Annotated in this window: 25 protein-coding genes and 2 tRNA genes; 12 read left to right on the top strand and 15 right to left on the bottom strand. The window is 34.4% G+C overall.

The genetic code is table 11. The annotated features are described in order from the left end of the window. The first annotated feature begins 19 nt into the window (after positions 1-19). Together ACFSRZ_RS10025 and ACFSRZ_RS10020 are read left to right on the top strand one after the other, a co-directional pair. Positions 20-1,129, top strand: coding sequence for a helix-turn-helix domain-containing protein (locus tag ACFSRZ_RS10025; RefSeq protein ID WP_379666418.1), 1,110 nt, complete (start codon positions 20-22; stop codon positions 1,127-1,129). A 102-nt stretch (positions 1,130-1,231) separates the two neighbouring features. Beyond that, complete coding sequence (locus tag ACFSRZ_RS10020; RefSeq protein ID WP_379666417.1) at positions 1,232-2,482, top strand: erythromycin esterase family protein; 1,251 nt, start codon at positions 1,232-1,234, stop codon at positions 2,480-2,482. Between the two features lie 198 nt (positions 2,483-2,680). Here the strand turns inward: ACFSRZ_RS10020 and ACFSRZ_RS10015 are convergent, their stop codons facing one another. From ACFSRZ_RS10015 to ACFSRZ_RS10005, 3 genes are all read right to left on the bottom strand, one after another. Continuing rightward, on the bottom strand, positions 2,681-3,502 hold the full coding sequence (locus ACFSRZ_RS10015) for a carboxypeptidase-like regulatory domain-containing protein (protein ID WP_379666416.1): 822 nt from the start codon (positions 3,500-3,502) through the stop codon (positions 2,681-2,683). A 63-nt stretch (positions 3,503-3,565) separates the two neighbouring features. After that, positions 3,566-3,650, bottom strand: a tRNA-Leu gene (locus ACFSRZ_RS10010). A 16-nt stretch (positions 3,651-3,666) separates the two neighbouring features. Then, positions 3,667-3,739, bottom strand: a tRNA-Lys gene (locus tag ACFSRZ_RS10005). Between the two features lie 95 nt (positions 3,740-3,834). On the opposite strand from ACFSRZ_RS10005, the gene ACFSRZ_RS10000 reads away from it, so the two are divergent. Further along, entirely contained in the window at positions 3,835-4,350 is a 516-nt protein-coding gene (locus ACFSRZ_RS10000) for a shikimate kinase (RefSeq protein ID WP_379666415.1), read from the top strand. Here the strand turns inward: ACFSRZ_RS10000 and ACFSRZ_RS09995 are convergent. Together ACFSRZ_RS09995 and ACFSRZ_RS09990 are read right to left on the bottom strand one after the other, a co-directional pair. Next, positions 4,342-4,845: a phosphoribosyltransferase family protein gene (locus ACFSRZ_RS09995; RefSeq protein ID WP_379666414.1), complete on the bottom strand. Its 504-nt coding sequence runs from the start codon at positions 4,843-4,845 to the stop codon at positions 4,342-4,344. The genes ACFSRZ_RS10000 and ACFSRZ_RS09995 overlap by 9 nt on opposite strands. Beyond that, positions 4,842-5,225, bottom strand: a complete 384-nt coding sequence (locus ACFSRZ_RS09990) for an RNA-binding S4 domain-containing protein (protein ID WP_379666413.1) — start codon at positions 5,223-5,225, stop codon at positions 4,842-4,844. The genes ACFSRZ_RS09995 and ACFSRZ_RS09990 overlap by 4 nt, the downstream gene beginning before the upstream one ends. Before the next feature lie 75 nt (positions 5,226-5,300). Here ACFSRZ_RS09990 and ACFSRZ_RS09985 point away from each other — a divergent pair, with 75 nt between their 5' ends. Beyond that, complete coding sequence (locus tag ACFSRZ_RS09985; RefSeq protein WP_379666412.1) at positions 5,301-6,188, top strand: FKBP-type peptidyl-prolyl cis-trans isomerase; 888 nt, start codon at positions 5,301-5,303, stop codon at positions 6,186-6,188. Positions 6,189-6,263: 75 nt separating this feature from the next. On the opposite strand, the gene ACFSRZ_RS09980 is transcribed toward ACFSRZ_RS09985, so the two are convergent. Genes ACFSRZ_RS09980 through smpB form a run of 5 tightly spaced genes read right to left on the bottom strand, consistent with a single transcriptional unit; the run spans position 6,264 to position 9,897 of the window. Then, the gene (locus ACFSRZ_RS09980) at positions 6,264-6,875 is read right to left on the bottom strand and encodes a porin family protein (protein WP_379666411.1); all 612 of its coding nucleotides are present in this window, start codon (positions 6,873-6,875) and stop codon (positions 6,264-6,266) included. A 49-nt stretch (positions 6,876-6,924) separates the two neighbouring features. Further along, on the bottom strand, positions 6,925-7,878 hold the full coding sequence (locus tag ACFSRZ_RS09975; protein WP_379666410.1) for a transketolase family protein: 954 nt from the start codon (positions 7,876-7,878) through the stop codon (positions 6,925-6,927). Between the two features lie 47 nt (positions 7,879-7,925). Beyond that, the gene (locus ACFSRZ_RS09970) at positions 7,926-8,510 is read right to left on the bottom strand and encodes a Maf family nucleotide pyrophosphatase (protein WP_379666409.1); all 585 of its coding nucleotides are present in this window, start codon (positions 8,508-8,510) and stop codon (positions 7,926-7,928) included. After that, on the bottom strand, positions 8,510-9,439 hold the full coding sequence (locus tag ACFSRZ_RS09965; RefSeq protein WP_379666408.1) for a geranylgeranylglycerol-phosphate geranylgeranyltransferase: 930 nt from the start codon (positions 9,437-9,439) through the stop codon (positions 8,510-8,512). The genes ACFSRZ_RS09970 and ACFSRZ_RS09965 overlap by 1 nt, the downstream gene beginning before the upstream one ends. After that, positions 9,436-9,897, bottom strand: a complete 462-nt coding sequence (smpB, locus tag ACFSRZ_RS09960) for an SsrA-binding protein SmpB (protein WP_379666407.1) — start codon at positions 9,895-9,897, stop codon at positions 9,436-9,438. Before smpB ends, ACFSRZ_RS09965 begins: the two co-directional genes overlap by 4 nt. Before the next feature lie 124 nt (positions 9,898-10,021). Between smpB and ACFSRZ_RS09955 the strand changes: the two genes are divergently transcribed. The 4 genes from ACFSRZ_RS09955 to ACFSRZ_RS09940 all read left to right on the top strand — a co-directional run bounded on the left by ACFSRZ_RS09955 (position 10,022) and on the right by ACFSRZ_RS09940 (position 15,046). Next, entirely contained in the window at positions 10,022-10,690 is a 669-nt protein-coding gene (locus ACFSRZ_RS09955) for an OmpW/AlkL family protein (RefSeq protein WP_379666406.1), read from the top strand. Between the two features lie 296 nt (positions 10,691-10,986). Further along, positions 10,987-12,411, top strand: a complete 1,425-nt coding sequence (locus ACFSRZ_RS09950; RefSeq protein WP_379666405.1) for an amidohydrolase family protein — start codon at positions 10,987-10,989, stop codon at positions 12,409-12,411. A gap of 193 nt (positions 12,412-12,604) precedes the next feature. Then, the gene (locus ACFSRZ_RS09945; RefSeq protein ID WP_379666404.1) at positions 12,605-13,351 is read left to right on the top strand and encodes a DUF6503 family protein; all 747 of its coding nucleotides are present in this window, start codon (positions 12,605-12,607) and stop codon (positions 13,349-13,351) included. A gap of 66 nt (positions 13,352-13,417) precedes the next feature. Beyond that, complete coding sequence (locus tag ACFSRZ_RS09940; protein WP_379666403.1) at positions 13,418-15,046, top strand: aryl-sulfate sulfotransferase; 1,629 nt, start codon at positions 13,418-13,420, stop codon at positions 15,044-15,046. A gap of 47 nt (positions 15,047-15,093) precedes the next feature. Here the strand turns inward: ACFSRZ_RS09940 and ACFSRZ_RS09935 are convergent, their stop codons facing one another. The 4 genes from ACFSRZ_RS09935 to clpB all read right to left on the bottom strand — a co-directional run bounded on the left by ACFSRZ_RS09935 (position 15,094) and on the right by clpB (position 19,525). Continuing rightward, entirely contained in the window at positions 15,094-15,588 is a 495-nt protein-coding gene (locus tag ACFSRZ_RS09935) for a histidine phosphatase family protein (protein ID WP_379666402.1), read from the bottom strand. A 91-nt stretch (positions 15,589-15,679) separates the two neighbouring features. Next, complete coding sequence (locus ACFSRZ_RS09930; protein ID WP_379666401.1) at positions 15,680-16,171, bottom strand: acyl-CoA thioesterase; 492 nt, start codon at positions 16,169-16,171, stop codon at positions 15,680-15,682. A gap of 54 nt (positions 16,172-16,225) precedes the next feature. Further along, the gene (locus tag ACFSRZ_RS09925; protein WP_379666400.1) at positions 16,226-16,822 is read right to left on the bottom strand and encodes a TetR/AcrR family transcriptional regulator; all 597 of its coding nucleotides are present in this window, start codon (positions 16,820-16,822) and stop codon (positions 16,226-16,228) included. A 99-nt stretch (positions 16,823-16,921) separates the two neighbouring features. Further along, positions 16,922-19,525, bottom strand: a complete 2,604-nt coding sequence (gene clpB / locus ACFSRZ_RS09920) for an ATP-dependent chaperone ClpB (protein ID WP_379666399.1) — start codon at positions 19,523-19,525, stop codon at positions 16,922-16,924. 341 nt (positions 19,526-19,866) lie between these two features. Between clpB and ytxJ the strand changes: the two genes are divergently transcribed. Both ytxJ and ACFSRZ_RS09910 read left to right on the top strand, forming a co-directional pair. Continuing rightward, complete coding sequence (gene ytxJ, locus ACFSRZ_RS09915) at positions 19,867-20,256, top strand: bacillithiol system redox-active protein YtxJ (protein WP_379666398.1); 390 nt, start codon at positions 19,867-19,869, stop codon at positions 20,254-20,256. Between the two features lie 16 nt (positions 20,257-20,272). Then, positions 20,273-21,817 carry a DEAD/DEAH box helicase gene (locus ACFSRZ_RS09910; RefSeq protein WP_379666764.1) on the top strand — a complete coding sequence of 515 codons (1,545 nt, stop codon included), beginning with the start codon at positions 20,273-20,275 and terminating at the stop codon, positions 21,815-21,817. A gap of 60 nt (positions 21,818-21,877) precedes the next feature. On the opposite strand, the gene fahA is transcribed toward ACFSRZ_RS09910, so the two are convergent. Further along, complete coding sequence (gene fahA / locus ACFSRZ_RS09905) at positions 21,878-23,158, bottom strand: fumarylacetoacetase (protein ID WP_379666397.1); 1,281 nt, start codon at positions 23,156-23,158, stop codon at positions 21,878-21,880. 99 nt (positions 23,159-23,257) lie between these two features. Between fahA and glyA the strand changes: the two genes are divergently transcribed. Together glyA and ACFSRZ_RS09895 are read left to right on the top strand one after the other, a co-directional pair. Next, positions 23,258-24,532, top strand: a complete 1,275-nt coding sequence (gene glyA, locus ACFSRZ_RS09900; protein WP_379666396.1) for a serine hydroxymethyltransferase — start codon at positions 23,258-23,260, stop codon at positions 24,530-24,532. 15 nt (positions 24,533-24,547) lie between these two features. Continuing rightward, positions 24,548-26,281: an FG-GAP-like repeat-containing protein gene (locus tag ACFSRZ_RS09895; protein ID WP_379666395.1), complete on the top strand. Its 1,734-nt coding sequence runs from the start codon at positions 24,548-24,550 to the stop codon at positions 26,279-26,281.

The following is a 26,281-nucleotide window of genomic DNA, read 5'->3' as shown; positions in this document are numbered from 1 at the left end:
TTTAATTAGTTAAATACCCATGTCTCTAGATTATAATATCCTTAATATTTTAATCTTATTTGGTTCCATACAAGGCTTTATTCTTTGTTTTAACCTTTATCAAAAGAGAAGAGCCAATATTTTGGCAACTCGTTTTTTCTTATTGTTCTTGTTTTCGTTGTCATTTTTCAATTTGATCTATGCTCTTTTAGACATGAACTTGTTTCAATACTATAGGCCTTTACACATGTTTCCGTACCCTTACAAATGGCTTATTGGTGTTGGATTCTACTTTTATATTAAAAATCAATTTCCGAGATTAGAAGGTGATATTTCGTATCACAAAAAAGAATGGTATCTATTACTTCCTGCTGTTGTATATTGTTTGTTAAGAACATATTGGTTTTCTATAGCAGTACATGAAAATAGTTATAGAATTACTCAAGTAGTTGTAGAATCTAACTTTTTTACAATACATGAATTCTTTTATCTCTTTTTTACTTTGTTAATGGGAATTGCATCACTACGATTTTTACAAAAGAACAAAGAAAACATCCTTGAAAAACACCTTCCCAATCTAAACTGGCTTAAAAAGTTTTCATGGGTCTTTATTGCCATAACTTTTGTTCAGATCTTATTGTATAGCTTTGATCTTTTGATTCATAATGGTGATGAGACTTTTGGCTTTTACTATGCAAACTTGATCATCAACGGAACTTTTATATATTGGATTGGATTTGTTGGTTTTACAAAATCAAAGTTGTTTTTTAATCAAATTAAATTCACCTCTAAACTATCTAAGTCAGAAACAGTAATGCTCGATAAATTAACACAAGTTATAGAAGAGCAAAAAATCTATTTAAACCCAAATCTTACATTATCTGAATTTTCAAAAACAGCAGGAGTTTCCCCTAAGGATCTATCAAAGTATTTGAATGATTCTCTAAACATGAATTTTTCTGAATACATGAACTATTATAGAGTAGAAGAGGTAAAAAAATTAATGGCCACCCCAGAAGCTTCTAAATATACCCTAGTTACTTTAGCAGAAAGAGCAGGCTTTAATTCAAAATCTTCTTTCAATGCAATTTTTAAAAAAGTAACAGGAATGACACCCTCTTCTTACAAGAAGAACATTTCAAATCCTTAAAAACGTCCAAGATTCCGTTTTTTTGGACGTTTGCAGCTCAACATTTCTTTCTTTTAGCTTATGAACTCTTAACCTTTGTGTTTTAAATCAAAGCTAATTTTTATGAAGAAAACTATCATTATATGGAGTGTATTAATCATTACTATTCATTATTCATGTAGTCAAGAACAAGCAAATTCTACAGAATGGCTTAACAAAAACACCATAGAACTGGAATCAAATGATCTTTATGACTTTTCAGGGTTAAAGGATATTTTGAAGGACAAAAAAATTGTAGCTATTGGAGAAAGCAATCATGGACTCGGTAAATTCTATGAAATGAAATCTGCTTTAGTGATGTATTTGCACAAAGAATTGGGTTTTGAGATTCTGGCTATGGAAGGAGGTTTGGGAGATATTAACCTTGCTTATGAAGACATAGACACGATTTCTCCAAAAAACTTGAGAGATCATACACTTTTTGGGAATTTCAAAGCCAAAGAAGTTGATACATTATTTAACTATATAAAGGCAACGAGTACATCAGAAAGACCTTTAATTTATACAGGTTATGACACACAATTTTCATCAAGTTATTTGATTACAAAGTTAATGAGGTTATTAAAACCATTAGATAAAACATTATCAGACAGTCTGCCTTCTAGAATCTATTCATTTCAAAAACAATTCCAAGCCTCTTACAACAAAGACTCTATAGGGTACTTAAAACACCGTGACATTTATATAAAAAATGCAAAAGATATAAGTAAACTACTCGAAGCAAAAAGAGACGAACTTTTAAAAACGGGCAAACTCAATAAGAAACAGTACTTGATCATTCAAAAGACTATGGAGATGTTTATCAAGTCTACTAATTTAAATTATGAGGATAGAAATCTATCTTATGGATTGAGAGATCAACTCATGGCCGAAATATTAATTTGGTTGCTAGAAGAGATTTACCCAAACAAGAAGGTAATTGTCTGGGCTCATAATGCTCATATAGAAAAAGACTTTGTAGAAAATTACAATGTAAAGTTGATGGGGCATTACCTAAAAGAAAGGTACCAAGATGATTATTATTCCATTGGTTTGTTTGCTTATGAAGGAAAGGCGTATGAACATTGGACAAGAAACTCTGTTCCTTTTAAAAATGATGACAGCCTTTCTATAGAGAAGCGATTATGGAATACCGGTAAAGAGCTCCCTTTTTTAGAAATGTCAAGATTATCTCGAAATCCATCTAATAGTTGGTTATTCGAAATTAATAAAGGATTTGAACTTGAAAATGGTAGGATGATACGTTTTATTCCTACAAAGCGATTTGATGGAATTATTTCAATTAGATCATCTGAAATTCCTACGTATGATTAGAAAATATTTTGCTGTAAACAACTAGCTAATTTCTTTTCCTGTACAAGTTTTTCTTAAAGATGTGTTAAACTGAAAAATCAATGTAACTAATTGCTTTTACAGGCGTCTCATGTGTATACTCTAAAGAAAGAACTTTAGTTAGTAATTAGTTAGTTTTTAATAGTTGTGAAAAAGCCAGGACTTACATCCTGGCTTTTTTTAGTTATTCTTTCTTTCGGGCAATCGACTTCGTTCAATTTTACCCTTCTTGATGGCTTTGTAGTTTTCGTAGCAATCGAGAACAGCTTCTATCATTTGGAGATCACTTGCTTTCTTAACAAAATAGTCAGAATAGTTACAATCAGAGATTAGTTTCATCAGATCGTTTCTGTCCATTTCCAAGTATTCCATCATCACCTCACGATCAAACTTTCCTGCCATGATCTTTCTCAGATTGTCTTCCTTTTTGATCTTTTGTAGCTTTCTCAACTGTTTGGGTTTTTTACCAAAGAGCTTATAGACAAAGTCTACCGGCTGAAACAACGCAGCTACAGGAGAAGAAAACTCACTTCTTTGAGGTCTGGCAACTTCATAAGTTTGACGAATTCCGTTGATCTTAATTCTCGTAAATCTATCTTTAGGTACTTGTTTTACATCAACTTCTAAAACACCAATAAGCTTACTGGACTTGATGATGATCTCTTTTACTTCTTCAGATTTTTCATACAAAGCAATCAAAAGTTCATTTCCTTTTAAAAGGTCGTTGGTTACTTTGATCTTAATTGATGAATATCCTAGATAAGATACCATTACTGTATCATTTGCTTTGGCGGCCAATTCAAAAAAACCTTTGTCATTGGTAATAGTACCTTCCACAGAGTTCAGGTTCAAAATATGTGAAGCACTTAAAGGTTTCTTGGTTTCAGAATCGATTACTTGTCCTTTTAATTTGGACACTTTAAGGCTATCCGTTGCTTCTTGAGAAAAAGAAACTACAGAGAGCATCAATAAAAATAGTAGGAGTATTTGTTGTTTCTGCATACAACAAAAGTAAGGATTATATTAGAGATGTAAGGGTTAATATTATGTGAAAAGGAGAGAAAGTGCGTGTAACTGGAGTCGAACCAGCACGTCCTAATCGGACACAAGGCCCTCAACCTTGCGCGTCTACCAATTCCGCCATACACGCTTTGAGGTAAAAATTGTGACCGGGCTGGGGCTCGAACCCAGGACCCTCTCCTTAAAAGGGAGATGCTCTACCAACTGAGCTACCCGGTCGTAATTTTGTGACAGCAAATATAATCTCATTCACTCAATTAAAAGACTATTTTCCTGTATTTTTTCTCGATATTTGCAATCAAACTTCTTAAGCAATGAAAATTATCCTATTAGGATATATGGGTAGTGGTAAAACAACCATCGGAAAACAATTATCCAAAAAAGTATATGCCCCTTTTTATGATTTGGATCACTATATAGAAAGTAGAGAAGGAGCGAGTATTTCTGAAATATTTAAAACAAAAGGCGAGATATATTTTCGAAAAATTGAGCATACATACCTCAAAGAATTTTTACAAGAAAACGATTCGTATGTACTTTCTTTAGGAGGAGGAACACCTTGTTATGCCGGAAATATGGATATTATCTTGCAAGAAGAATCTGCACATTCTATCTATTTACAAGCTTCTATTCCTACATTGAAAGAGCGAATTCAAAGAAATAAAGAAAAAAGGCCTTTAGTAGCTTCTTTATCGGATGAAAAGCTTACCGAATATATAGCCAAACACTTGTTTGAAAGAAGAGCTTTTTACGAAAAAGCAAAGCATACGATTCCTACTGATGGAGATTTAGATACCATCGTAGCAGAAATTAGGATTCTATTACATTAAAACAGCTCTGGAATTCTTTTTGTCAAAGATCACTTCTACATGTTCTTTGATAGAAGTAGAAAGCGAAATTCCTTTAAAATCGGCCTTTACGGGATATTTTTTGTGATTTCTATTCACTAATACAGCTGTCTTAAAACGCTTTAAAGGAACATCTAAGAAATGCTTAATTCCGTAGATCAACGTAGTTCCCGAATTCAAAACATCATCTACAAGAACCAAAGGCTTGTTTTTGTAATCATCTTGAGATAGAGAAGTACTTACAGAGTTCAAAGGCTTTTTCTTATCTATGAATACTTCACAAATAATAACATCAATAGAAGAGATCTCTTTAAGAATGTTTGCTAATTGATTGGCAAAAAGCATTCCGTTCCCTTGAATTCCTGCAATGATAACTTCCTTCTCATTACTATTACTTTCATAAATCTGATAAGCTATTCTCTTTGTTTTTTGACGAATTTGATTATCGTCTAAAATGATGTTGTTTACTGTTGTCATATAGTATCTTGTTCTGATGAATCGTAATATTCATCTATATCTCTACGGTCTTTTTTGGTAGGCCTTCCGGTTCCTTTTTTACGATAATAGTCTTTAGAATATTTCAGTAAATCCAGCTTTTCAAACTCTTCTTTTGGAGTTTTGTCTTTCCTGTACAAATCTACTAATTTGGCGCCTACACGACTCTCTGGAATGTCTAAAACTTCGATCTGATAGTTAATTTGATTTTTTCTAACAGTAATCAACTCATGCCCAAAGACTTCTTTAGAAGGTTTTGTATTGGTTCCATTGATCTTGACTTGCCCTTTTTTACAAGCTTCAGTAGCAATATTTCTAGTTTTAAAAATTCGAATACACCAAAGGTATTTGTCAATTCTCATAAAAAAGTTAAAAAAGTTAGATTCACTTTACACAAAGGTATAAAAATGGTAAATTGCGCCACAAAATATTTTTTGATGAATAAAAGATTGATTTTATTATTGAGTCTAGCCTTTGTGCTTATCTATGCTTGTGGAAACAATAACAACGATAATCCTGCTGATAATTTTGATCATGCAGCGCAGGCTGTAAAGGACAATGATTCGTTATTGGTTTACTTAAGAAACAACTATTACGATAACAGTACAGACTCAATAAGACCCCTAGTAGCTGGTCAAACAGCATTAATTGATGATTCAAGATTAATGCAGGAGCAAATTACTGAACAGGATGTAGATTATACATTATACTATTTTGTAACCAGAGTAGGTAATCCTGATCCTGTAAAAGGTTTTCCTACTGTAGCCGATTCTGTATTAACTAGATATGATGGTAGATTCATGGCAAAAACGGATAGTTTAGTTCTTTTTGACAGAAGAGTAACACCTTTATGGTTTACATTAACTTCTGTGATTAGAGGATGGTCTTTTGGATTTACACATTTTAAAGGAGGAAGAAATATAACCTCTAACGGGCCTATTACTTATGCTGATGGTGGTAAAGGAGTTCTTTTTATTCCTTCCGGATTGGCGTATAGAAACTTAGGAAATATTGCTGTACCTGGAAGTGCACCTTTGATTTTTCACATCGACCTTTATGACATCATTGAAGATACAGATCAAGACAACGACGGAATTCCATCGATCTTAGAAGATCCTGACGGTGATGGAGACCCAAGAAATGACGATACAGATAATGACAATGTTCCTAACTTTGTAGACACAGATGATGATGGAGATGGTGTAAGAACTATTGATGAGGATGCGAATGGTGACGGAGATCCAACAAATGACTTTAGCGATCCAAACAATCCTACATTACCGGATTATTTGAATCCAAACATTACAACAGACCATAGCAACTAGCAAATAAAGCTACTGTAAAATAAAAAGCTCTTGTGAAAACAAGAGCTTTTTTTATTTCTTTAGATGAAGTGATAATTACAATCTGTAGGAAATTCCGAAAATAATTTGATTTACACGAGTATCAAAATTTACTTCACTATTGATTACGTTATCTACAAATTTGGTTTCAGATTTAGACAAACCTCGTTCCCAACGAACATCAATTCCTAATCTTCCAAATTCAACTCCGGCTCCTAATTGAACTCCTAATGAAAATTCGCTAATAGAAACCTCAGAAAGATCGCTCAATCCGAAATCAGAAGATAAAATATATTGAAATGAAGGACCGGCAAAAATATTACCGATACCCAAAACTTTTTTTCCCAACAAAACAGGAACATCAATTTTTCTGAATTTAAAATCTGTAGTTCTTTGTAACGTGTTGTTGTCATAAACCACATCATTGCTTAATTCAGTATAAACAAGTTCGGGACGTAAGTACAAACCTACAACAGGTAGTTTGGCACGAAACCATATACCTGCATGGTATCCGGTTCTGCTTTCTGCTCCATTCAATACATCATTAGATACATCACTAAAAGAATCTGAGTTGTAGTTAACCCCAGCCTTTAAACCAAACTGTAATTGTGCTTCTGCATACTGACTCACTCCTACGAATAGAAGGCAGGCGAATAGAATTTTTTTCATAATTTTTGTTTTTCGTTATAATTGTAAGACGCTTAAAAAGAGAAAATGGTTATTTTCTTTTTAAAACTTTCTTCACAGCATTAACGACTGCTTCGTCGTTAATATTATACTTCTTCATTAACTCTGCAGGTGTAGCAGACTCGCCAAAAGTATCATCAACAGCAACAAACTCTTGTGGAGTAGGAGTGTTTTGAGCTAAACATCTAGCAACGCTTTCTCCTAAACCTCCAAATTTATTGTGCTCTTCTGCCGTAACAATACATCCGGTTTTAGCAACAGATTCTAAAATAGCTTCTTCATCAAGAGGCTTGATAGTGTGAATATTAATTACTTCTGCGCTAATTCCTTCTGCTTCTAACTTTTCAGCAGCTTGTAGAGATTCCCATACCAAATGACCGGTTGCAACAATAGTAACATCGCTACCTTCTGTAAGCTTAACAGCTTTTCCAATCTCAAATTTCTCATCTGTTGGCATAAATACCGGTACTTTTGGACGCCCAAAGCGTAAGTAAACAGGCCCTTCGTGCTCAGCAATAGCAATGGTAGCAGCTTTGGTTTGATTGTAATCACAAGTATTGATTACTGTCATTCCCGGTAGCATTTTCATAAGTCCAATATCTTCTAAGATCTGGTGAGTAGCACCGTCTTCTCCTAAAGTTAATCCGGCATGTGATGCACAGATCTTTACATTCTTGTCAGAATAGGCAATGGACTGTCTGATTTGGTCGTATACACGTCCTGTAGAAAAGTTTGCAAAAGTTCCTGTAAATGGAATCTTACCACCGATGGTTAATCCGGCAGCGATTCCCATCATGTTTGCTTCAGCAATACCTACTTGAATAAATCGCTCAGGATGATTTTTTTCAAATTCATTCATTTTTAAAGACCCCGTTAGATCAGCACAAAGTGCTACAACGTTAGGATTGCTTTTCCCTAACTCTGTTAATCCGTCTCCAAAACCGGAGCGAGTATCTTTCATTTCAGTATACGTATATTTCTTCATGGTTGTGTGTTGTTATTTGTGCGTAAAAATAAGTTTTTAATCGTGTGCTAAATAGCAATTTTTATCAATTCTTTATACAACTTATGAACAGGTAATCCCATTACATTAAAGTAGCTTCCTTTCATCTTTTTTACAGCAATCAATCCAATCCAATCTTGGATGCCATAACTGCCCGCTTTGTCGTACGGTTGATAGGTGTCTAAGTAGTAATTGATCTCTTCATCAGTAATCACTTCAAACTCTACAACAGTCTCATCGTGAAATATCTTTTGAAATTCTTTACTCTTAATACTAACAGAGGTATATACTTGATGCTCTTTACCCGACATAGACCTCAACATTTGAAAGGCATCTTCTTTGTCTTTTGGCTTTCCTATAGCTTTTCCTTCAAACCAAACAATGGTATCGGAAGTAATCAACAGATCATTTTCTTTAAGGTCTGTAAACGCTTTGGATTTTAGATCAGCCAGATAATCGGTGATCTCAGCTGCTTGCAAATGCTCCGGATAGATCTCTTCAACCTCTTTTAATTGAATGCTAAACGGAACATCCAATTGCTTAAAAAAGTTTTGTCTTCTTGGAGAACCTGAAGCCAAAATGATATTGTAGTTAGATAGTTTTTCTCGTAACATTAGATGAATTTAAAAAGCCCTATGGATAATATCCCTAAGAGCATGATAATTTTTAAAAGATTACTTAGCTGACTAAACTCTTTTTTAGAATTGGCACTCCAAATCTTATAAATAAAAGAAAGAAGTAAGAGTGAAATACCAAACAAAGTATAAGTGACGACTAAAAAGTCAAAATGAATACTAGCCCAAGCTGCCAGAATTGTATATAAAAAAAGTAAAATAGATAAGAAGATGACAAGGTTTCGAGTTCTTTTAATTCCCAATAGGATTGGTAAAGTCTGATACCTACCATTATAATCACCGTTAATATCTTCTATATCTTTTAAAATTTCTCGTATAAGTGTTATTCCAAAACTAATTCTCAAAAAGAAATAATATAACAATAACCAAAAAGAGAGCTTTATAGGGCCTAGCTTTTCAAAAGCATTATCAAATGCTTCTCCACTCATACTTAGGTCAAACACTTTTGTCACATAAATAACAAAAGCACATAGTGTAGCTATAAGCACATTACCTATAAGAGGTATTCTCTGAAAGTAAACAGAATAAACAAGCAACCCTAAAGTAGTTGCAATAAAGAAAATAATATAGTTGTATAAATGTTTATCGATAGAAAGATAGACACCCAAGCCCAAACCAATCAAAGAGAATATAGAGTAGAGTACCCAAGCATTTCTTTTTGAAATAGAAGCGGTAACAATTACTTTTTTAGGCTTGTTGATCTTATCTACATCAACATCATATATATCGTTCACAATATATCCTCCGGCAGTAATGAACAAAACACTCATGCTAAGTAGAGCAAAATCGAAATTTGTTAACCCGGCTTGAGGGAATAGGTAATGAACCAAAGCATACTTCGTCAAAATCATGGTTAAGAGTACCATTAATAGATTTTGATAACGAATCAGCTTTAAGAAAGAGATCATGAATTGAAGTTCTTTTTGATTCTGGCGAGATCACGTTTATTATCACGATCCTTCATGGTTTCTCTCTTATCGTGTAGTTTCTTTCCTTTTGCCAAGGCAATTTCTAGTTTGGCCCATCCATTTTCATTGATGAACAAACGTAGAGGAACAATGGTATTTCCTTTTTGATCAACATCCTTTTTCAAGCTTCTCAACTCTCTTTTGTTCAATAACAATCGACGCTCACTTTTAGGTTTGTGATTGTAATGGTGTCCGTACATATATTCTTCAATATACATATTCACTACAAACAATTCTCCTCGTTCATTAAACTCACAAAAACTCTCTGTAATTCGGGCTTTACTCTGACGTATCGATTTGATCTCCGTACCTGTTAATTGGATACCGGCAACGTATTTATCCAGAATTTCAAACTCGAACCGAGCTTTCTTGTTTTGTATGTTGATATTCTTCTGCATTTCGCCACAAATATAGACATATTAAATATTCAATATTACATTTTTGCCAAACAATGATTTTCGTCATGTATTGCTAGTTTTTTCACAGGTAATTTTGACCCAAGAATTTAAAAATGTATCAATAATGAAGAGAATTTTATTAGGATTGTTTATGGTGACCTGTGCAATGAATTTACAAGCTCAGGAAAATGAGAATGACGATTTCAACAGATGGAAAGCAAGATTTCGTTTGATCTCGGTATCACCTTCTGAAAGTGCTACAATTGGAACTATTGGAGGAGATGTAGAAATATCATCAGCCTTTGTGCCGGAATTAGACTTTACATACTTCTTTACTAAGAATTGGGCAGTAGAGTTAATTTTAGCAACAACAAAACATGATGTAAACACGATTGGGTCTGATTTAACAGCAGTAGGAGGAGCGACAAACAGTGAAGTAGATCTAGGTTCAGTATGGTTGTTGCCACCTACATTATCTCTTCAATACCATTTTGATGGAGCTAAATTTAAACCTTATGTAGGAGCTGGCCTTAACTATACATTCTTCTATAGTGTAGACGCCGGAAATGCAATACAAGATGTAGACTACGATAACTCTTTTGGTTTTTCATTTCAAGCAGGAATCGATTATGAATTGAATGATAAGTGGTTCTTAAACCTAGATGCTAAATACTTACTACTGAATACAGACGTAACAGTAGACGCATCAAATCTAGCCCCTGGATTAAGTATCCCTGCGGAAGTAGATATCAATCCTTTTGTTGTTGGTATTGGTTTTGGATATAACTTCTAAAGAGATGTAAACCATTTGATAAGCCGTTCAGTTTGAACGGCTTTTTTTATGCTCAATTAATTCGTATACCTTTAAAATAAAAGCAAGATCTGTGTCTAACAAAATCACATTTATTGTAAAAACAGAACGCTCTTTTAAATAATTCCTCCTTTTTATTACATGTCTTTGCAAACAGTTTATAAAAGGTTAAATTTAAATTACGTATAGTCAAATGGTTAGGTGCTATTTCGGTCAAAGATTGTAACAAAAAATGAGGCTTTCTGTCTTAAAAAGAAATCATCAATCAAAAAATCAAAATGAAATTCTTAAAACTTCTATTGCTGTTTACAGTTATTAGTTTCAATTTAAACGCACAGAACAATTCAAAATTAAAAAACAACCAACAAGAGAATATTACTTATGCCATAAGGAATGTGAATATAATTCCAATGACCAAAGAAAATAAAGTCATTGAAAAGGCTACAGTTTTAATAAAGGAAAACAAAATTCACTCTATCAATAAGCCAATACCTAAAAATGCCACAATAATTGACGGAAAAGATAAATGGTTAATTCCTGGATTAATTGATATGCATGTGCATACACTTGCAGATGGAAGCCCTTTTGTAATATATCCTACTAAAGGACCATTAGTAAGCTTCAATACACAATACAATTTAACACCTTACATTGCTAATGGTGTTACAACTGTTTTCGATTTAGGAGCAAGACCAGAACATTTTGGACAACGTAATGAGATAATAAGAGGAGATGTTATTGGTCCACGAATGGCATTAGCCAAAGTAATTGGAGGAAAAAAATCAAACCCAACAGCCAAAAATCCGTTTGATGGAAGAAATGCAGTACGTTCTGCTAAAGAAGAAGGATATGAATTTATTAAAGTTTACACTTGGCTAAATGAAGAAACCTTTAAAGCAGTTATAGATGAAGCCAAAAAACAAAATATGAAAGTAGTAGGTCATATTCCAATCGCTTTCAAAGGAAAACAAGCCAAAGATTTTTTTGTTCCTCACTTTAGTCTAATTGCACACGCAGAAGAATTATCAAAACAAACAGACGATTTTAGCTATGAAAAAGCACAAGAATATGCTCGTTTAGCAAAAGATAATGACACTTGGTTAATACCTAATTTAACTAATATGCTTTCCATTAGCCAGCAAGCCAAATCAGTACAGAGCCTCAAAAACTTACAAGGTTTTAAATATGTCCATCCGCTTATACAAAGTAAATGGTTAACTTCAAATGGTTACTATGGAGCATCTGAAAAATTAATTGAATATTATAAGAAACTTTACGACTTTCATATTCTTATTGTAAAAGCCTTTAAGGAAGCTGGAGTGCCTATGGTTGCAGGAACAGATGCTGGAATATCTGGTATTATATGGGGATTTTCGCTTCACAGCGAACTTAAGTTGTTAGTAGATGCTGGCTTAACTAATGAGGAAGCTTTGGCTTCTGCAACAAGATTAAGTGCAGAATGGCTTGAAATCGATAGTAAAATAGGAACTATTGAAACAGGTAAATTTGCTGATCTAATTTTGTTAGAAGAAAACCCTTTAGATAACATCAGCAATACACAAAAAATTTCAGGTGTATTTGTAAATGGCAAATGGATTGATAGAAGCAAAATAGATATAATGCTTTCAGATGTTGAGAAGTGGAATAATGCCAACAAAGAAAGATATGACTGGAAAGAGCTTTTGAATAGTTTAAAAAATTAATAAAAAACTATACCCGATAAGATCGGCATACCATCCGTATAAAAAGACAATATAACAGCTCCCTCACAAATGAGGGAGTTTGTTGTTTGAATAAATTTAGCGTTCAAAGTTTAACTATTTTATTTACCAAAAATTTAAGAAAGATATGTGTAATTTTACATCGCCTAATACGACACAGCACGAAAACTAACACATGAGAACTTTCATTCTATCCTTATTTGTTTTGCTAATTCTTACATCTTGTAAGCCAGAGAAAAATGTATTGACTGCACAGCAGATCATAGACAAATCTTTAGAAGCTTCTCAAACTCCAAAAGTAGCTCAGGCTGAATTATCTTTCGATTTTAGAGGAAGAACGTACATAGCTAACAGAAATAATGGAACCTTTTCATTATTTAGGATCACAAGAAATGATCAAGATACCATCTCCGATATTCTTTCCAACAAAGGTTTCAGTCGATCTATAAATAACAAACCCGTTCAAGTACCGGATTCTATGGCAATACGTTACAGCGAATCTGTTAATTCTGTTCATTATTTCTCTGTGTTGCCATTTGGGTTGAATGATGCTGCGGTTAACAAGAAACTGTTAGAAGAAGTTGCAATCAAAGGAAAAGAGTATTATAAAGTTCAAGTTACCTTCGATCAAGAAGGAGGCGGAGTAGATTTTGAGGACGTTTTTGTGTATTGGATAAGTAAAGAAGATTTTAAGATTGATTATTTAGCGTACTTATTTCATGTGAATGGAGGAGGAAAACGATTTAGAGAAGTAAGAAAAGAGCATCTAATTAATGGAGTACGTTTTGTAGATTACAATAACTACAAGCCTAAAGACACCTCCATAGATGTATTTTCAATGGACAAAGCTTTTGAAAATGACGAACTTGAAAAAGTTTCTGAGATCAACTTAGAAAATATTGAACTAACGTTTTTTAACTAATTCTTGTTAAATGAATTGTAGGGGTTCTTAAAAATTACTACTATTGATGTCGATTAAAATCCCCATATGATAAAACGACTACTTTTTTTTGCTTTTTGTATTGTTAGTTTCTCAACATTCTCACAGAATACTGTTGGAACAATCTCTGTGACTCCGGATGCTTATGACGGATTAACCTTGTTTTCTGTAAACACAAAAACTTTTTTAATTAATAACTGTGGTCAGGTAGTAAATGAGTGGAATAGTTCTCATTTACCAGGGCATTCAGTATATATCTTGCCTAATGGAAATCTTATTAGAGCAGGAAGAAAAGATACAAGTACCATCAGTTTTGGTGGAGTAGGTGGAATTATAGAAATGTTTGATTGGGATGGGAACCTTTTATGGGAGTTTGATTACAGTACGGATCAACATAGATTACATCACGATATTTTTCCAATGCCAAATGGAAATATCCTAGTATTGGCAGCAACACGAATTGGTAATGCAAATGCTGTTCAAGCCGGAAGAGATCCAAACTTTTTAGTAGATGGAGATTTGTTTAACGAAAGAATCTTAGAGATTGAACCGGTAGGAACCAACCAATTCAATATTGTATGGGAGTGGAATGTAGAAGATCACTTGATCCAAGATTTCGACAATACAAAAGACAATTTTGGAGTTGTAGCGGATAACCCTGGGAAATTAGATGTTAATTTCTTAAATGGATTAAACGGAGGAGAAAACTGGCTTCATATCAACTCTATTCAATACAACGAAGACTTAGATCAAATTGTAATCAGTTCACGTAATCTAAGTGAACTATGGGTGATAGACCATTCTACAACTACAGCAGAAGCTGCAACCGGAAGTGGCGGTACTTATGGTAAGGGTGGCGATTTCTTATACAGATGGGGAAATCCAGAATCTTATGACCATGGATCAGCAACAGATAGACAACTGTACGGGCAACATTATCCGCATTTTATCCCTGCCGGATTGCAAGACGCAGGTAAGATCATTCTATTCAATAATGGAAATGGAAGAACACCTCTTTTTTCTGAAGTGATGATCATAGATCCTCCAACATCAGCACCGGGAGTGTATGATTATACAGCCAATGTAGCTTATGGCCCAACAGCACCGGACTTTACGTATTCTGATGCTCCGGATTTCTTTTCAGCTATTTTAAGTAGTGCACTTCGTTTGCCTAATGGTAATACATTGGTGTGTGAGGGAGCTACCGGGCATTTCTTTGAATTAGATCCTAGTAACAATGTTGTTTGGGACTATATACTTCCAGTAAACAATTCTACCGGAGCTGTTTTAGCGCAAGGAGATCCAACACCAACAAGTGGAAATAGCACATTTAGAGCTATCAAATACGCTACAAACTATGTAGGATTCAATGGAAGAGACTTAACTCCGGGAGATCCTATAGAAACCAATTTCAATTTAGATCCTTGTAACACTTTATCAAACGACGAAGTTTCACTTTCAGAAGTACGAGTGTATCCAAACCCTGTAAATGATGAAGTTACTATTCAAACAACATTGGATATTAAGAAGATTGAAGTTTACAATGTCTTAGGGAAAAAAGTTGGAACTGCATATCAGACAAAAACATTTGATATGACTAGATTCAACCAAGGAATCTATATTTTGAAAATGTACTCAGGAGATAGGGTAGAAACAAGAAAGATCATCAAAAGGTAAGTAAACCTTCTAATGATCTTTTGATTTTTCTGTAAAACGCAGTTTTCTTAATCGATCTTTAGCACTGTATCAGAAACCTTTCCGTCTACAATTGTTACGATATACAGATTAGCGTTGTTTCTGTCGTCAATTTGTTTGTACTTCTTCTTTCCAAGAATTTTATTTACAAATGCCGGAGTTGTATTGCTATGCCCAACAATCAGCACTTTTTTTCCTTTCGTATTGTATTGAAAAGATTCTGTGTACATGTTTCTTGGATCGTATACCAAAATAGGTAGTTTCTTACTATCTGCAGTAGGTTTTGCAGTTAGTTTGGTTCTGTTGTAATTAGTAGAATAAACAGCATCTAAAGGAATGTATTGGAATACTTCTTTCCATTTATCGGCTCTTTTATATCCCTGAAATGTAAGGCTAGGATCCTTGTCATTAGGATTTTGCCTCTGCTTTTCTGCATGCCTTATAAAATAATAAGTAGTTACTTCTTGTGCGTAAGAAGCTAAGGTGAATAGGGAGAAAGCCAGGATAAATACTATTTTTTTCATATTGTTAATTGTTTATATGCGAAGATACGCAAAAATAAAAACGATGGCCGAAGCCATCGTCATAGAAAGAATAAAATGTAGTTAACAAATTTTACACAGAATGATACATCTTAGACTTTATACTTTTGATTCTTTTCTCGAACAGCATTTCATCTTTAGGAGCATGAATTTCCTCAAACAATTCCATAAAGTTGCTTTCGTGTTTTTCTCTTTTTTGTTCCAATAGATTAAAATGTACAAAAGTTGCCCAAAGAACTGATTTCAACTGGGTTTTGTCACTGTTGTACATTCTCATTTCTACTCTTAGGTTTGACTCATCATAGTAGATCAATTCTGATTGAATAACCACTTCCTCCATCAAAAATGCAGGACGTAGATATACGATCTGATTGCTTCCGGTTACCCAGCTTTTGCCTAAGGTTTTAGCCATTTTATAAATATCGATATCATAATGCTCAATAAGCATATCTTCACGATGATTGACAAAATAGTCGATATAACTACCATTATTTAAATGATTGAACGGGTCACAGTCCTGGAATCGGATCTTTGCTTTACTTTCTACAATTTTTGGATGTTTCATGAGATGTTGGATGTTAAATATACCAATCGGTATATTTTTGATTAAAAAAATAGTTTATGATTTCAGTTTAGTTTGAATTATATCTTTTAATTGTTTTGCCATTTCATCTAAATAAATTTGATCATTCATAGTTCCTGCAGTAAATGTTGCTCCTTGAATGATCGTATCAATTCTAATAGCCCACTCAAAAGAAGGAACTTCAGGTTTGATCTCACCATGTTGTTTACCTTCTTCAATAATGTTGGCGATATAATCATGCGTTTGTTTGATGACATTTCTTACAAACGATAACAGCTTTTCGTTCTGATTATTAGAATCAACACCTACATTGATGATAGGGCAGCCACCATGCTTTTTTGTGTGATCTAAATAATGACTGTAAAAATCAACGATGGCAATTAACTTTCCAATGGAAGTATCTTCTTTTTTCACCTCAGTTCTCACGGCTCTAAAGACCCTGCCAATATTATAACTAAAAGCTTGGATGGCTAGATCTTCTTTATTTTTAAAGTTGCCGTAGATGGCACCTTTTGTCAATCCGGTTACTTTAGTCAATGTGCTCAGTGATGTAGCAGCATAACCATACTTATTAAATATAGGGGCCGAAGTCTCTATAATAAACTGTTTGGTTAATTCTGCTTTTGTTGTCATGCTTCAAATATATAAAAAATACCAATTGGTATATTATTTATTTTTAATAAAAAAAACGCCGCCTCTCCAGGCAGCGTTTCAGGTGTACGTCCAATCTATCTAACTCATGATTAAATCCGATTGGTTTCTGAATACTAGCTTCTCATCAAAAGAATCTAGTAATATGATGCTATCAGTTGTGATTTTTCCTGCGAGAATCTCTTTAGACAACTGATTAAGAACTTCTTTTTGAATGACCCTTTTTACAGGCCTGGCACCAAACTCAGGTTGATACCCTTTGTGTGCAAGATACGATATTGCTTCATCTGTAGCATCTAGCGTAATATCTTGCGCCGAGAGAATCTTTTTTACACTCTCTAGCTGTAAATATACAATAGATTTTATATTCTCTTGAGATAGAGGCGTAAATAATGTAATATCATCTATTCTATTCAAGAACTCCGGTCTTACAGATTGCTTTAATAAGCCCAACACTTCTGTCTTGGCCAACTCCATAGTTGTATAAATATCCTCCTTCAAGTTTTCAAACTTTTCCTGAATGATATGACTTCCCATGTTTGAGGTCATAATAATGATGGTATTCTTAAAATCAGCAACACGTCCTTTATTATCTGTCAATCTACCTTCATCCAATACTTGTAAAAGAACGTTAAACGTATCAGGATGTGCTTTTTCGATCTCATCTAATAAGACAACAGAGTAGGGCTTACGTCTTACTGCTTCTGTCAATTGACCTCCTTCATCATATCCTACATAACCTGGAGGAGCTCCTACCAATCTACTTACAGAATGACGTTCTTGATATTCACTCATGTCAATTCGAGTCATAGCACTTTCATCATCAAATAAATAATCTGCCAAAGCTTTTGCCAACTCCGTTTTTCCAACTCCGGTAGTTCCTAAGAAAAGGAAGGAACCGATAGGTTTGTTCGGGTTTTGTAATCCGGCTCTTGATCGTCTTACCGCATCAGAAACAGCTTCAATGGCTTCTTCCTGCCCAACCACTCTTTTATGCAATTCATCTTCTAATTTCAAAAGCTTTTCGCGTTCAGACTGGATCATTTTCGTAACAGGAATTCCGGTCCATTTGGCCACAACTTCTGCAATATCTTCGTAGGTAACTTCTTCTTTGATCAGTGCATTGTCTTGCTGCTCTGCTAAGACCTTTTGTTGCTCTTCAAGCTTTTCCTGTGCTTCTTTTATCTTTCCATATCTCAATTCAGCTACCTTTCCATAATCGCCATTTCTTTCAGCTTTATCAGCTTCAACTTTAAAATTTTCTATCTCAGTTTTTAGAGATTGAATGCTATCTACAACAGTTTTCTCTGATTGCCATTTTGCATTGATCTCATTGCGCTCATCCTTCAAGTTTGCCAAATCTGCATTCAATGCTTTCAACTTGTTTTTGTCATTTTCACGTTTGATGGCTTCGATCTCAATCTCTAACTGCATGATTTTACGATCTAATACATCCAACTCTTCAGGTTTTGAATTGATCTCCATTCTTAATTTAGATGCAGCTTCATCCATTAAGTCAATAGCCTTATCTGGTAAGAATCTGTTGGTTATATAACGTTGAGAAAGTTCTACAGCTCCAATAATTGCTTCATCTTTGATTCTCACTTTGTGGTGAGTTTCATATTTCTCTTTGATTCCACGTAAAATAGAAATAGCACTTTCTGTATCCGGCTCATCTACCATTACCTTTTGAAAACGTCTTTCCAAGGCTTTATCCTTTTCAAAATATTTTTGGTATTCGTCTAGGGTAGTGGCACCAATAGCTCTCAGTTCTCCTCTGGCCAAAGCAGGCTTTAAAATGTTGGCAGCATCCATGGCTCCTTGACCACCACCGGCACCTACCAAAGTATGTATTTCGTCAATAAATAAAACGATATCACCTTCAGAAGTTGTTACCTCCTTGATAACTGATTTTAATCGCTCTTCAAATTCTCCTTTATATTTAGCTCCGGCAATCAATGCACCCATATCTAAAGAAAAAATTTGTTTCTCTTTTAGATTTTCAGGAACATCTCCACGAATAATTCGATGTGCTAGCCCTTCGGCTATCGCTGTTTTTCCGGTACCGGGCTCTCCAACCAAAATAGGATTGTTCTTTGTTCTTCTAGATAAGATTTGAAGCAACCTTCTAATTTCTTCATCACGTCCAATAACAGGATCTAACTTACCGTCTTGTGCCAATTGATTTAAATTGTTGGCGTATTTGCTAAGAGAATTATAGGTTTCTTCAGCACTTTGTGAAGTAACACGTTCTCCTCTTCGTAGATCTTCAATAGCAGCTTTCAAATCTTTCTCAGAAACTCCTTGATCTTTCAATACTTGAGCAATATTGCTCTTTGATTTAAAAATAGCTAGTACGATATGCTCTACGGAAACATATTCGTCATTCATCTTCTTAGCTATTACAGAAGCTTCTGTTAAGCTTTTTCCGGCTTCACGTGAAAGCATTAGATCTGCTCCAGAAACCTTAGAAAAACTCTCTAATTGCTTATCTAAGATTTGCAGTACAACGTCTAGGTTAATGTTTAACTTCTTTAATAAAAAGGGGAGTACATTTTCATCAACCATGGTAATCGCTTTGAAAATATGTTCATTTTCAATTTGATTATGACCCAATTCTTGTGCAAGCTGCTGTGCTTGCTGAATGGTCTCTTGTGATTTTATGGTAAAGTTGTTAAAATTCATAATAGATTTTTCCTTTCATACGATACTATTGTCAACTATCTTACCAATTGGTTTTTTAGTATGAAAACAGTCAAAATGTCTTTCTTAAAGTTGTTTTTATGTCTTTTTGACGTAGATAAATGAATCTATCGGCCGAATTTACAGATGAATTCAATTCAAGGAATCAAAACATAGAAATTTTCATAGCCTTGGTAAAAAAATAAGAACTTCTACGACCAAGTCAATCAGCATGATGAATTTATCAAAAGGAATGTGTCTATTAAAATATAGAAACAAAATCTTAGGTAAAGCGATTAAAAAGTTCATCAAAAACTGATTTATGTTTACATTTGCCCTTTATTATGAGTTATTTCAAAAACCTATTCAAAAGCGAGAACAAAGAAGAAGTTAAAAGCCATGTACAGTGGATTCCTTTAACGTCTATACAACAATTAGACACCATCAAAAAAGAATCTAAAAATGAGACAGTTCTTATTTTTAAACACTCTACACGTTGCGGAATTAGTAGAATGGTGATCAAACAGTTTGAAAAGAAGTTTGATGAATCTATGAATTCTGTTAAAGTGTATTATTTAGACCTTCTTAGTTACAGAGATGTTTCTGATGAAGTAGGATATACTTTTCAGGTGATGCATCAATCTCCACAGCTTTTGATTATTAAAAATGAGATAGCAGTTGCTCATACATCTCATTATGATATAACCCAAGTAGATATATCGAAGTTTATTTAATAGAAACCCTAAAAAGATCGACACACTAAAAAAGACCATCGTAGGAAAAGAATTATACAGTTATCAGAAAACTGCGATTGAAGAAGTCTTCAAAAAGTTTGAAGGCGCACCTGATAATTACCATTTACTCTATCAACTTCCTACAGGAGGGGGAAAAACAGTAATATTCTCTGAAATTGTTAGACGCTACTTATCGCTCTACAATAAGAAGGTATTGGTGCTTACTCATAGAATTGAATTGAGCAAGCAAACATCTAATATGCTGAATGAGTTTGGTGTTAAAAACAAGATTATTAACAGTACAGCCAAGCTAGACGATCAAAAAGAATATGATTGTTTTGTGGCAATGGTAGAAACTTTGAACAATCGATTGAATGATAATAAGCTGGATATTTCTGATATAGGACTTGTTATTGTAGATGAGGCACATTACAATTCATTTACCAAAATATTCAAATTCTTCGACAGTTCTATCATATTGGGAGTAACAGCAACACCGTTAAGTTCCAATATCAAGCTGCCAATGTATGAGAATTATGATGAGCTGTATGTAGGAGAATCCATCAGATATTTAATTGAAAATAAATATTTGTCTCAAGCTGAATTTTTCTCTTATAATGTTGGTTTGACATCATTAGAAGTAGGAGCCAACGGAGATTATACAGTAAAATCTTCTGAAGACCTCTATGCCAGTTCAGATATGCTTTCAAAACTGGTAAGTGCTTATGAAGAAACATCCAAAGGAAAGAAAACATTGATCTTTAACAACGGGATCAATACATCTATTCAGGTATTTCACGCATTCAAAAGAGCCGGGTATCCAATTGCTCATCTAGACAATACAAACACAAAGAAAGAACGAGATTTTATCCTAACTTGGTTCAAGAAGACTCCCAATGCAATTATTACATCTGTAAGTATATTAACAACGGGATTTGACGAACCTACTATTGATTCTATTATACTAAACAGAGCAACAAAATCTCTTACATTATATTACCAGATGATTGGTAGAGGGTCTCGTATTTTAGAAAATAAATCAACCTTTAGAGTGATAGATCTAGGAAACAACTTCCACAGATTTGGACCTTGGGGAGCAGACCTAGACTGGCAACGCATGTTTAAAGCTCCAGATTATTATTTGGATGCAATACTTACAGACGAAGAGATTGAAAGCAATTTTACCTATGAGTTTTCTGCAGATCTAAAGAAAGAATTTGCAAAGTCTGAAGATACTTTTTTTGATATGAAAAGAGAGTATTTAGAAACCATTAGAGCCGGACAATCCTCAAAGAAAGTATTAGAGAAATCAATAATTCATCATGCAAAAATGTGTATTGAGAACAGTGAGGATCTTTGGGATGCTTTAGCTTTGGCAAAACTGTTAGGAGAAGAGATTGATGACAGAATTAATAGATATTGCAAGTGTATTTCTAAAAGTACACACAACTTTGTGACTTGGTTGAAAGACGATTACCGTAAGAAGTTGAATGCTTACTTAAGAGCTAATTTTGACGAGGATTATGAAAAAATTCATGGACATCCTCCAATTGAAGAATAAATGAAATAAAAAAGCTTCCATAACAGGAAGCTTTTTTATTCTATATAAGTTGTAATGTGTTTATTCTTTGGCTGGTAGAACTTTTCCTACACATTCACCAAATCCAATTCTTACATCATCATTCTGACAATAAGCACGCATAATAACAGTATCATTATCGTTGATGAATTTACGCTCTGTACCATCACTCATTTTGATTGGATTCTGTCCACGCCATGTTAGTTCTAACATAGAACCATAACTATCTTTTGTTGGACCAGAAATAGTTCCACTTCCCATCATGTCACCTGAGTTTACAGGACAACCGTTCACAGTATGATGTGCCAATTGTTGTGCCATGGTCCAGTACATATACTTAAAGTTAGAATTGGCAACTACAGTTTCCTTTTCACCTTCTGGTTGTATGGCTGCTTGCAAATGGATATCAAAACTTCCTTTTCCGTCATGTTGTAAATAGGGAAGAGGCTTAGGGTCTTGTTTTGGGTTTTCTACTCTAAAAGGCTCTAAAGCATCTAAAGTAACAATCCAAGGAGAAATAGTCGAAGCAAAATTCTTTCCTAAGAAAGGACCTAAAGGAACATATTCCCAAGCTTGAATATCTCTTGCAGACCAATCGTTGAACTGAACTAATCCAAAAATGTAGTCTTCAGCTTCATCAATAGGAATTCTTTCTCCTAAATGATTAGAAACAGTAGTAATAAATGCCATTTCCAATTCAAAATCCAATAATTTTGAAGGTCCAAAACCTGGAGTTGTACTTCCCTCCGGCGGCTTAGATTGTCCTAATGGTCTGCGAATAGGTGTTCCTGAAGGAATGATAGAAGAACTTCTTCCATGATAACCTATCGGAATTTGCAGCCAGTTTGGAAACAAAGCATTCTCAGGATCTCTAAATAAGCTTCCTACATTGGTAGCATGCTCTTTACTTGCATAAAAGTCTGTATAATCTCCTACACTTACTGGCAAAAGCATTTCTACTTCGTCCATTCTAAAGATTATTTTCTCCTTATGAGAAGGATTATCTCTTAACTCTCCGTTCGTTACGTCAAATATGTCGGCAATACGATTCCTTACCAATCTCCACGTCTTTCTTCCATCTGCAATAAAATCATTTAAATTATCTTGAAGAAAGATATCATCGGTTAGAGGGATCCCATTGAAATACCCTAGTTGGTGTAAAGCTCCAAGATCAATAGCAAAGTCCCCAATTCTACTGCCAATAGTGATGATATCATCTTTGGTAATAAACACTCCAAATGGAATATTTTGAATTGGAAAATCTGAATTTTCTTTAACCTTTAACCACGATTTTCTATTAGGATTATTAGCGGTGATTTTCATTCGAAAAATGTTAATAAAGTTTGTATCAAATATAGTAGAAAGTTGCAATCCTCAAAACGTTTTTTCATTACATTTGGTTTTCTTAATTAAATTTTAACAATGCAACGAGATACTGACATTTTTGAACTGATTGAAGCTGAAAGAGAAAGACAGATCAATGGAATCGAATTGATTGCTTCGGAGAATTTCGTAAGCGATCAGGTAATGGAAGCCGCAGGTTCCGTTTTAACCAATAAATATGCTGAAGGATACCCAAACAAACGTTATTATGGTGGGTGTGAGGTTGTTGATATTGTAGAACAAATAGCCATAGACAGAGCTAAAGAATTGTACGGAGCCGAGTATGCCAACGTACAACCACACTCGGGTTCTCAAGCAAACACAGCAGTTTTTGCAGCTTGTTTAAAGCCGGGAGATAAGATACTTGGGTTTGACCTGTCGCATGGAGGACACTTAACACATGGTTCTCCGGTAAACTTTTCAGGAAAATTATACGAAACCTCTTTTTATGGAGTAGAGAAAGAAACAGGGGTTTTAAACTATGATAAAATACAAGAGATAGCAGAGAAAGAGCAACCAAAATTAATCATTGCCGGAGCATCTGCTTATTCTAGAGATATGGACTTTGAGCGATTTAGAGAAATTGCTGATAGCGTAGGAGCTATTTTAATAGCAGATATTTCTCACCCTTCAGGGTTGATCGCAAAAGGAATTATGAATGATCCGATTCCACATTGCCATATCGTTACTACCACAACACACAAAACTTTGCGTGGTCCTAGAGGTGGTTTGATCTTGATGGGGAAAGATTTTGATAACCCATTCGGATTAAAACTTAAGAATGGAAATCTTAAGAAAATGTCTGCTTTGCTAAACGGAGCAGTATTTCCAGGAAACCAAGGTGGGCCTTTAGAGCATATCATTGCAGCCAAAGCAATTGCTTTTGGAGAAGCTTTGACAGATGATTTCTTACACTATCAAATTAGAGTGAAGAAAAATGCTGCAGCTATGGCAAAAGCCTTTGTTGACAGAGGATATCATTTGATCTCAGGAGGAACAGATAACCATATGATGTTGATCGATCTTAGAAATAAGAACATCACCGGAAAAGAAGCAGAAGCTGCTCTAGGAAAAGCAGATATTACTGTAAACAAAAACATGGTTCCTTTTGATGATAAATCACCTTTTGTTACCTCTGGAATTCGTATCGGAACATCAGCAGTTACCACTCGTGGACTTGATGAAAATGATATGGAAACGATTGTTGAGTTTATTGATGAAGTAATCGAGAATTTTGAGAACGAAGAAATTTTAAGTAAAATTGCAGAGAAAGTATTCAATTTCATGAATCACAGGCCTTTATTTAAAGGATAAGCAATTTTAACTTATATGATAAAAAACTACAAGACACTCCTTTTTGCACTAACATTTGTTTTTATTGGTAATACAGCCTATAGCCAGTTAAGTTTTCAAGAAAGTTCCTTCAATGCTGAAGCGCAATATGGTTATGGGAATAGTGTTTTTGGAGGAGGAGTGTCCTTTGTAGATTTTGATGGGGATGGTTGGGACGATCTTACCTATTCTACAGATCAAACACAAGAAATTGTTTTCTTGAGAAACGATGGAGATGGCACCTTTACCAAAGTTGATCTTTTAGGAATTGACGGAAATAGACAAGCCAAATCTGTAATGTGGATAGATTATGATAACGATGGAGACAAAGATTTCTTTACCACAAGTGTTTTTGGAGTCAATAAATTTTACGAAAACACAGGAAACTTAATTTTTACAGACATTACAAGCACCTGTGGAATCTTTACAAATGATTTATTAACCTATGGAGCTTCTTTTGGAGATATAGACAACGACGGAGATCTAGACCTATTTATTTCCAACAGAGAAACCAATGCTGCCAACAGAAACTTTTTATATAGAAATGACAACGGAACCTTTGTGGATATTACCAGTGGTGCCGGAATTGTCATGGTAGGAGAATTGTCGTTCTGTTCTTCTTTCTTCGATTACAACAATGATGGATATCAAGATATTTATGTTGCCAATGACAAGGCTAATATGAATAGACTGTATAAGAACGATGGTGATGGTACATTTACAGATGTTTCTGTGAGTAGTGGAGCCGGAATTATTATTGATGCCATGTCTACAACCATTGGTGATTATAATAACGATGGTTTCTTTGATGTTTATGTAACCAATACTCAAGCCGGAAATTACCTATTAAAGAACAATGGAGATGGTACTTTTACCAATACCGCACCTGCTACCGGTACAGATTTCTTAAGCATTGCTTGGGGAGCTGTTTTCTTGGATGCAGATAATGACACGCATTTAGATTTGTATGTAAGCGGACTTTTTGATGGTTCAGACCCTAACTTATTACCTTCGGCTTTTTATCACAATGACGGAACCGGAAACTTTACGATTCCTAGCAATATAGGATTTGCCGGTGATGTAGGGATGAGCTATGGGAATGCTATCGGTGATTTTAATAATGATGGAAAGCCAGATATTACTGTAATGAACGATGGTGATGACTATTATTTATGGGAAAATCAAAGTACCAATTCAAATAACTGGATCAAGATCAAATTAGAAGGTGTTACCAGCAATAAAGATGGAGTAGGAAATCGTATTGAAATTTCAGCAGGAGGAAAGATACAATATAAATATACCGTAAGTGGAGAAGGATATTTAGGTCAGAATGCAACACATGAACATGTGGGTATTGGAGCTGCTACCAATATCGATTATATTAAGATTACTTGGAATGCTACTGGTCAAGTAGAAACAATCAACAACGTTCAACCAAATCAAACCATTACTGTTCAAGAAGGAAATGGAGTGTTAAGTGTAAACACAACAGAATTAAACTCTTTCAATGTTTTTCCAAACCCAAGTAACGATGGATTGTATCATTTCGATATTCAAAATGGAGAAACGCATTATGCCGAAGTTTACGATCTTTCAGGAAGATTGGTGATTGCAAAAAAAGAGGTAAATTCTAACCTTCCGATTGATCTTAACGGGTTGTCTCAAGGAGTTTATTTAGCAAAAGTAACTGCAAATAAGAAAAGTAAAACCATCAAGTTGATCCACAGATAG

The sequence above is a fragment of the Pseudotenacibaculum haliotis genome (genome assembly GCF_042684245.1).
GTDB classification, from domain to species: Bacteria; Bacteroidota; Bacteroidia; order Flavobacteriales; family Flavobacteriaceae; genus Polaribacter; species Polaribacter haliotis_A.
The sequence above is the reverse complement of the archived record's forward strand: the minus strand, read 5'-3'. Positions and strand labels throughout refer to the sequence as shown.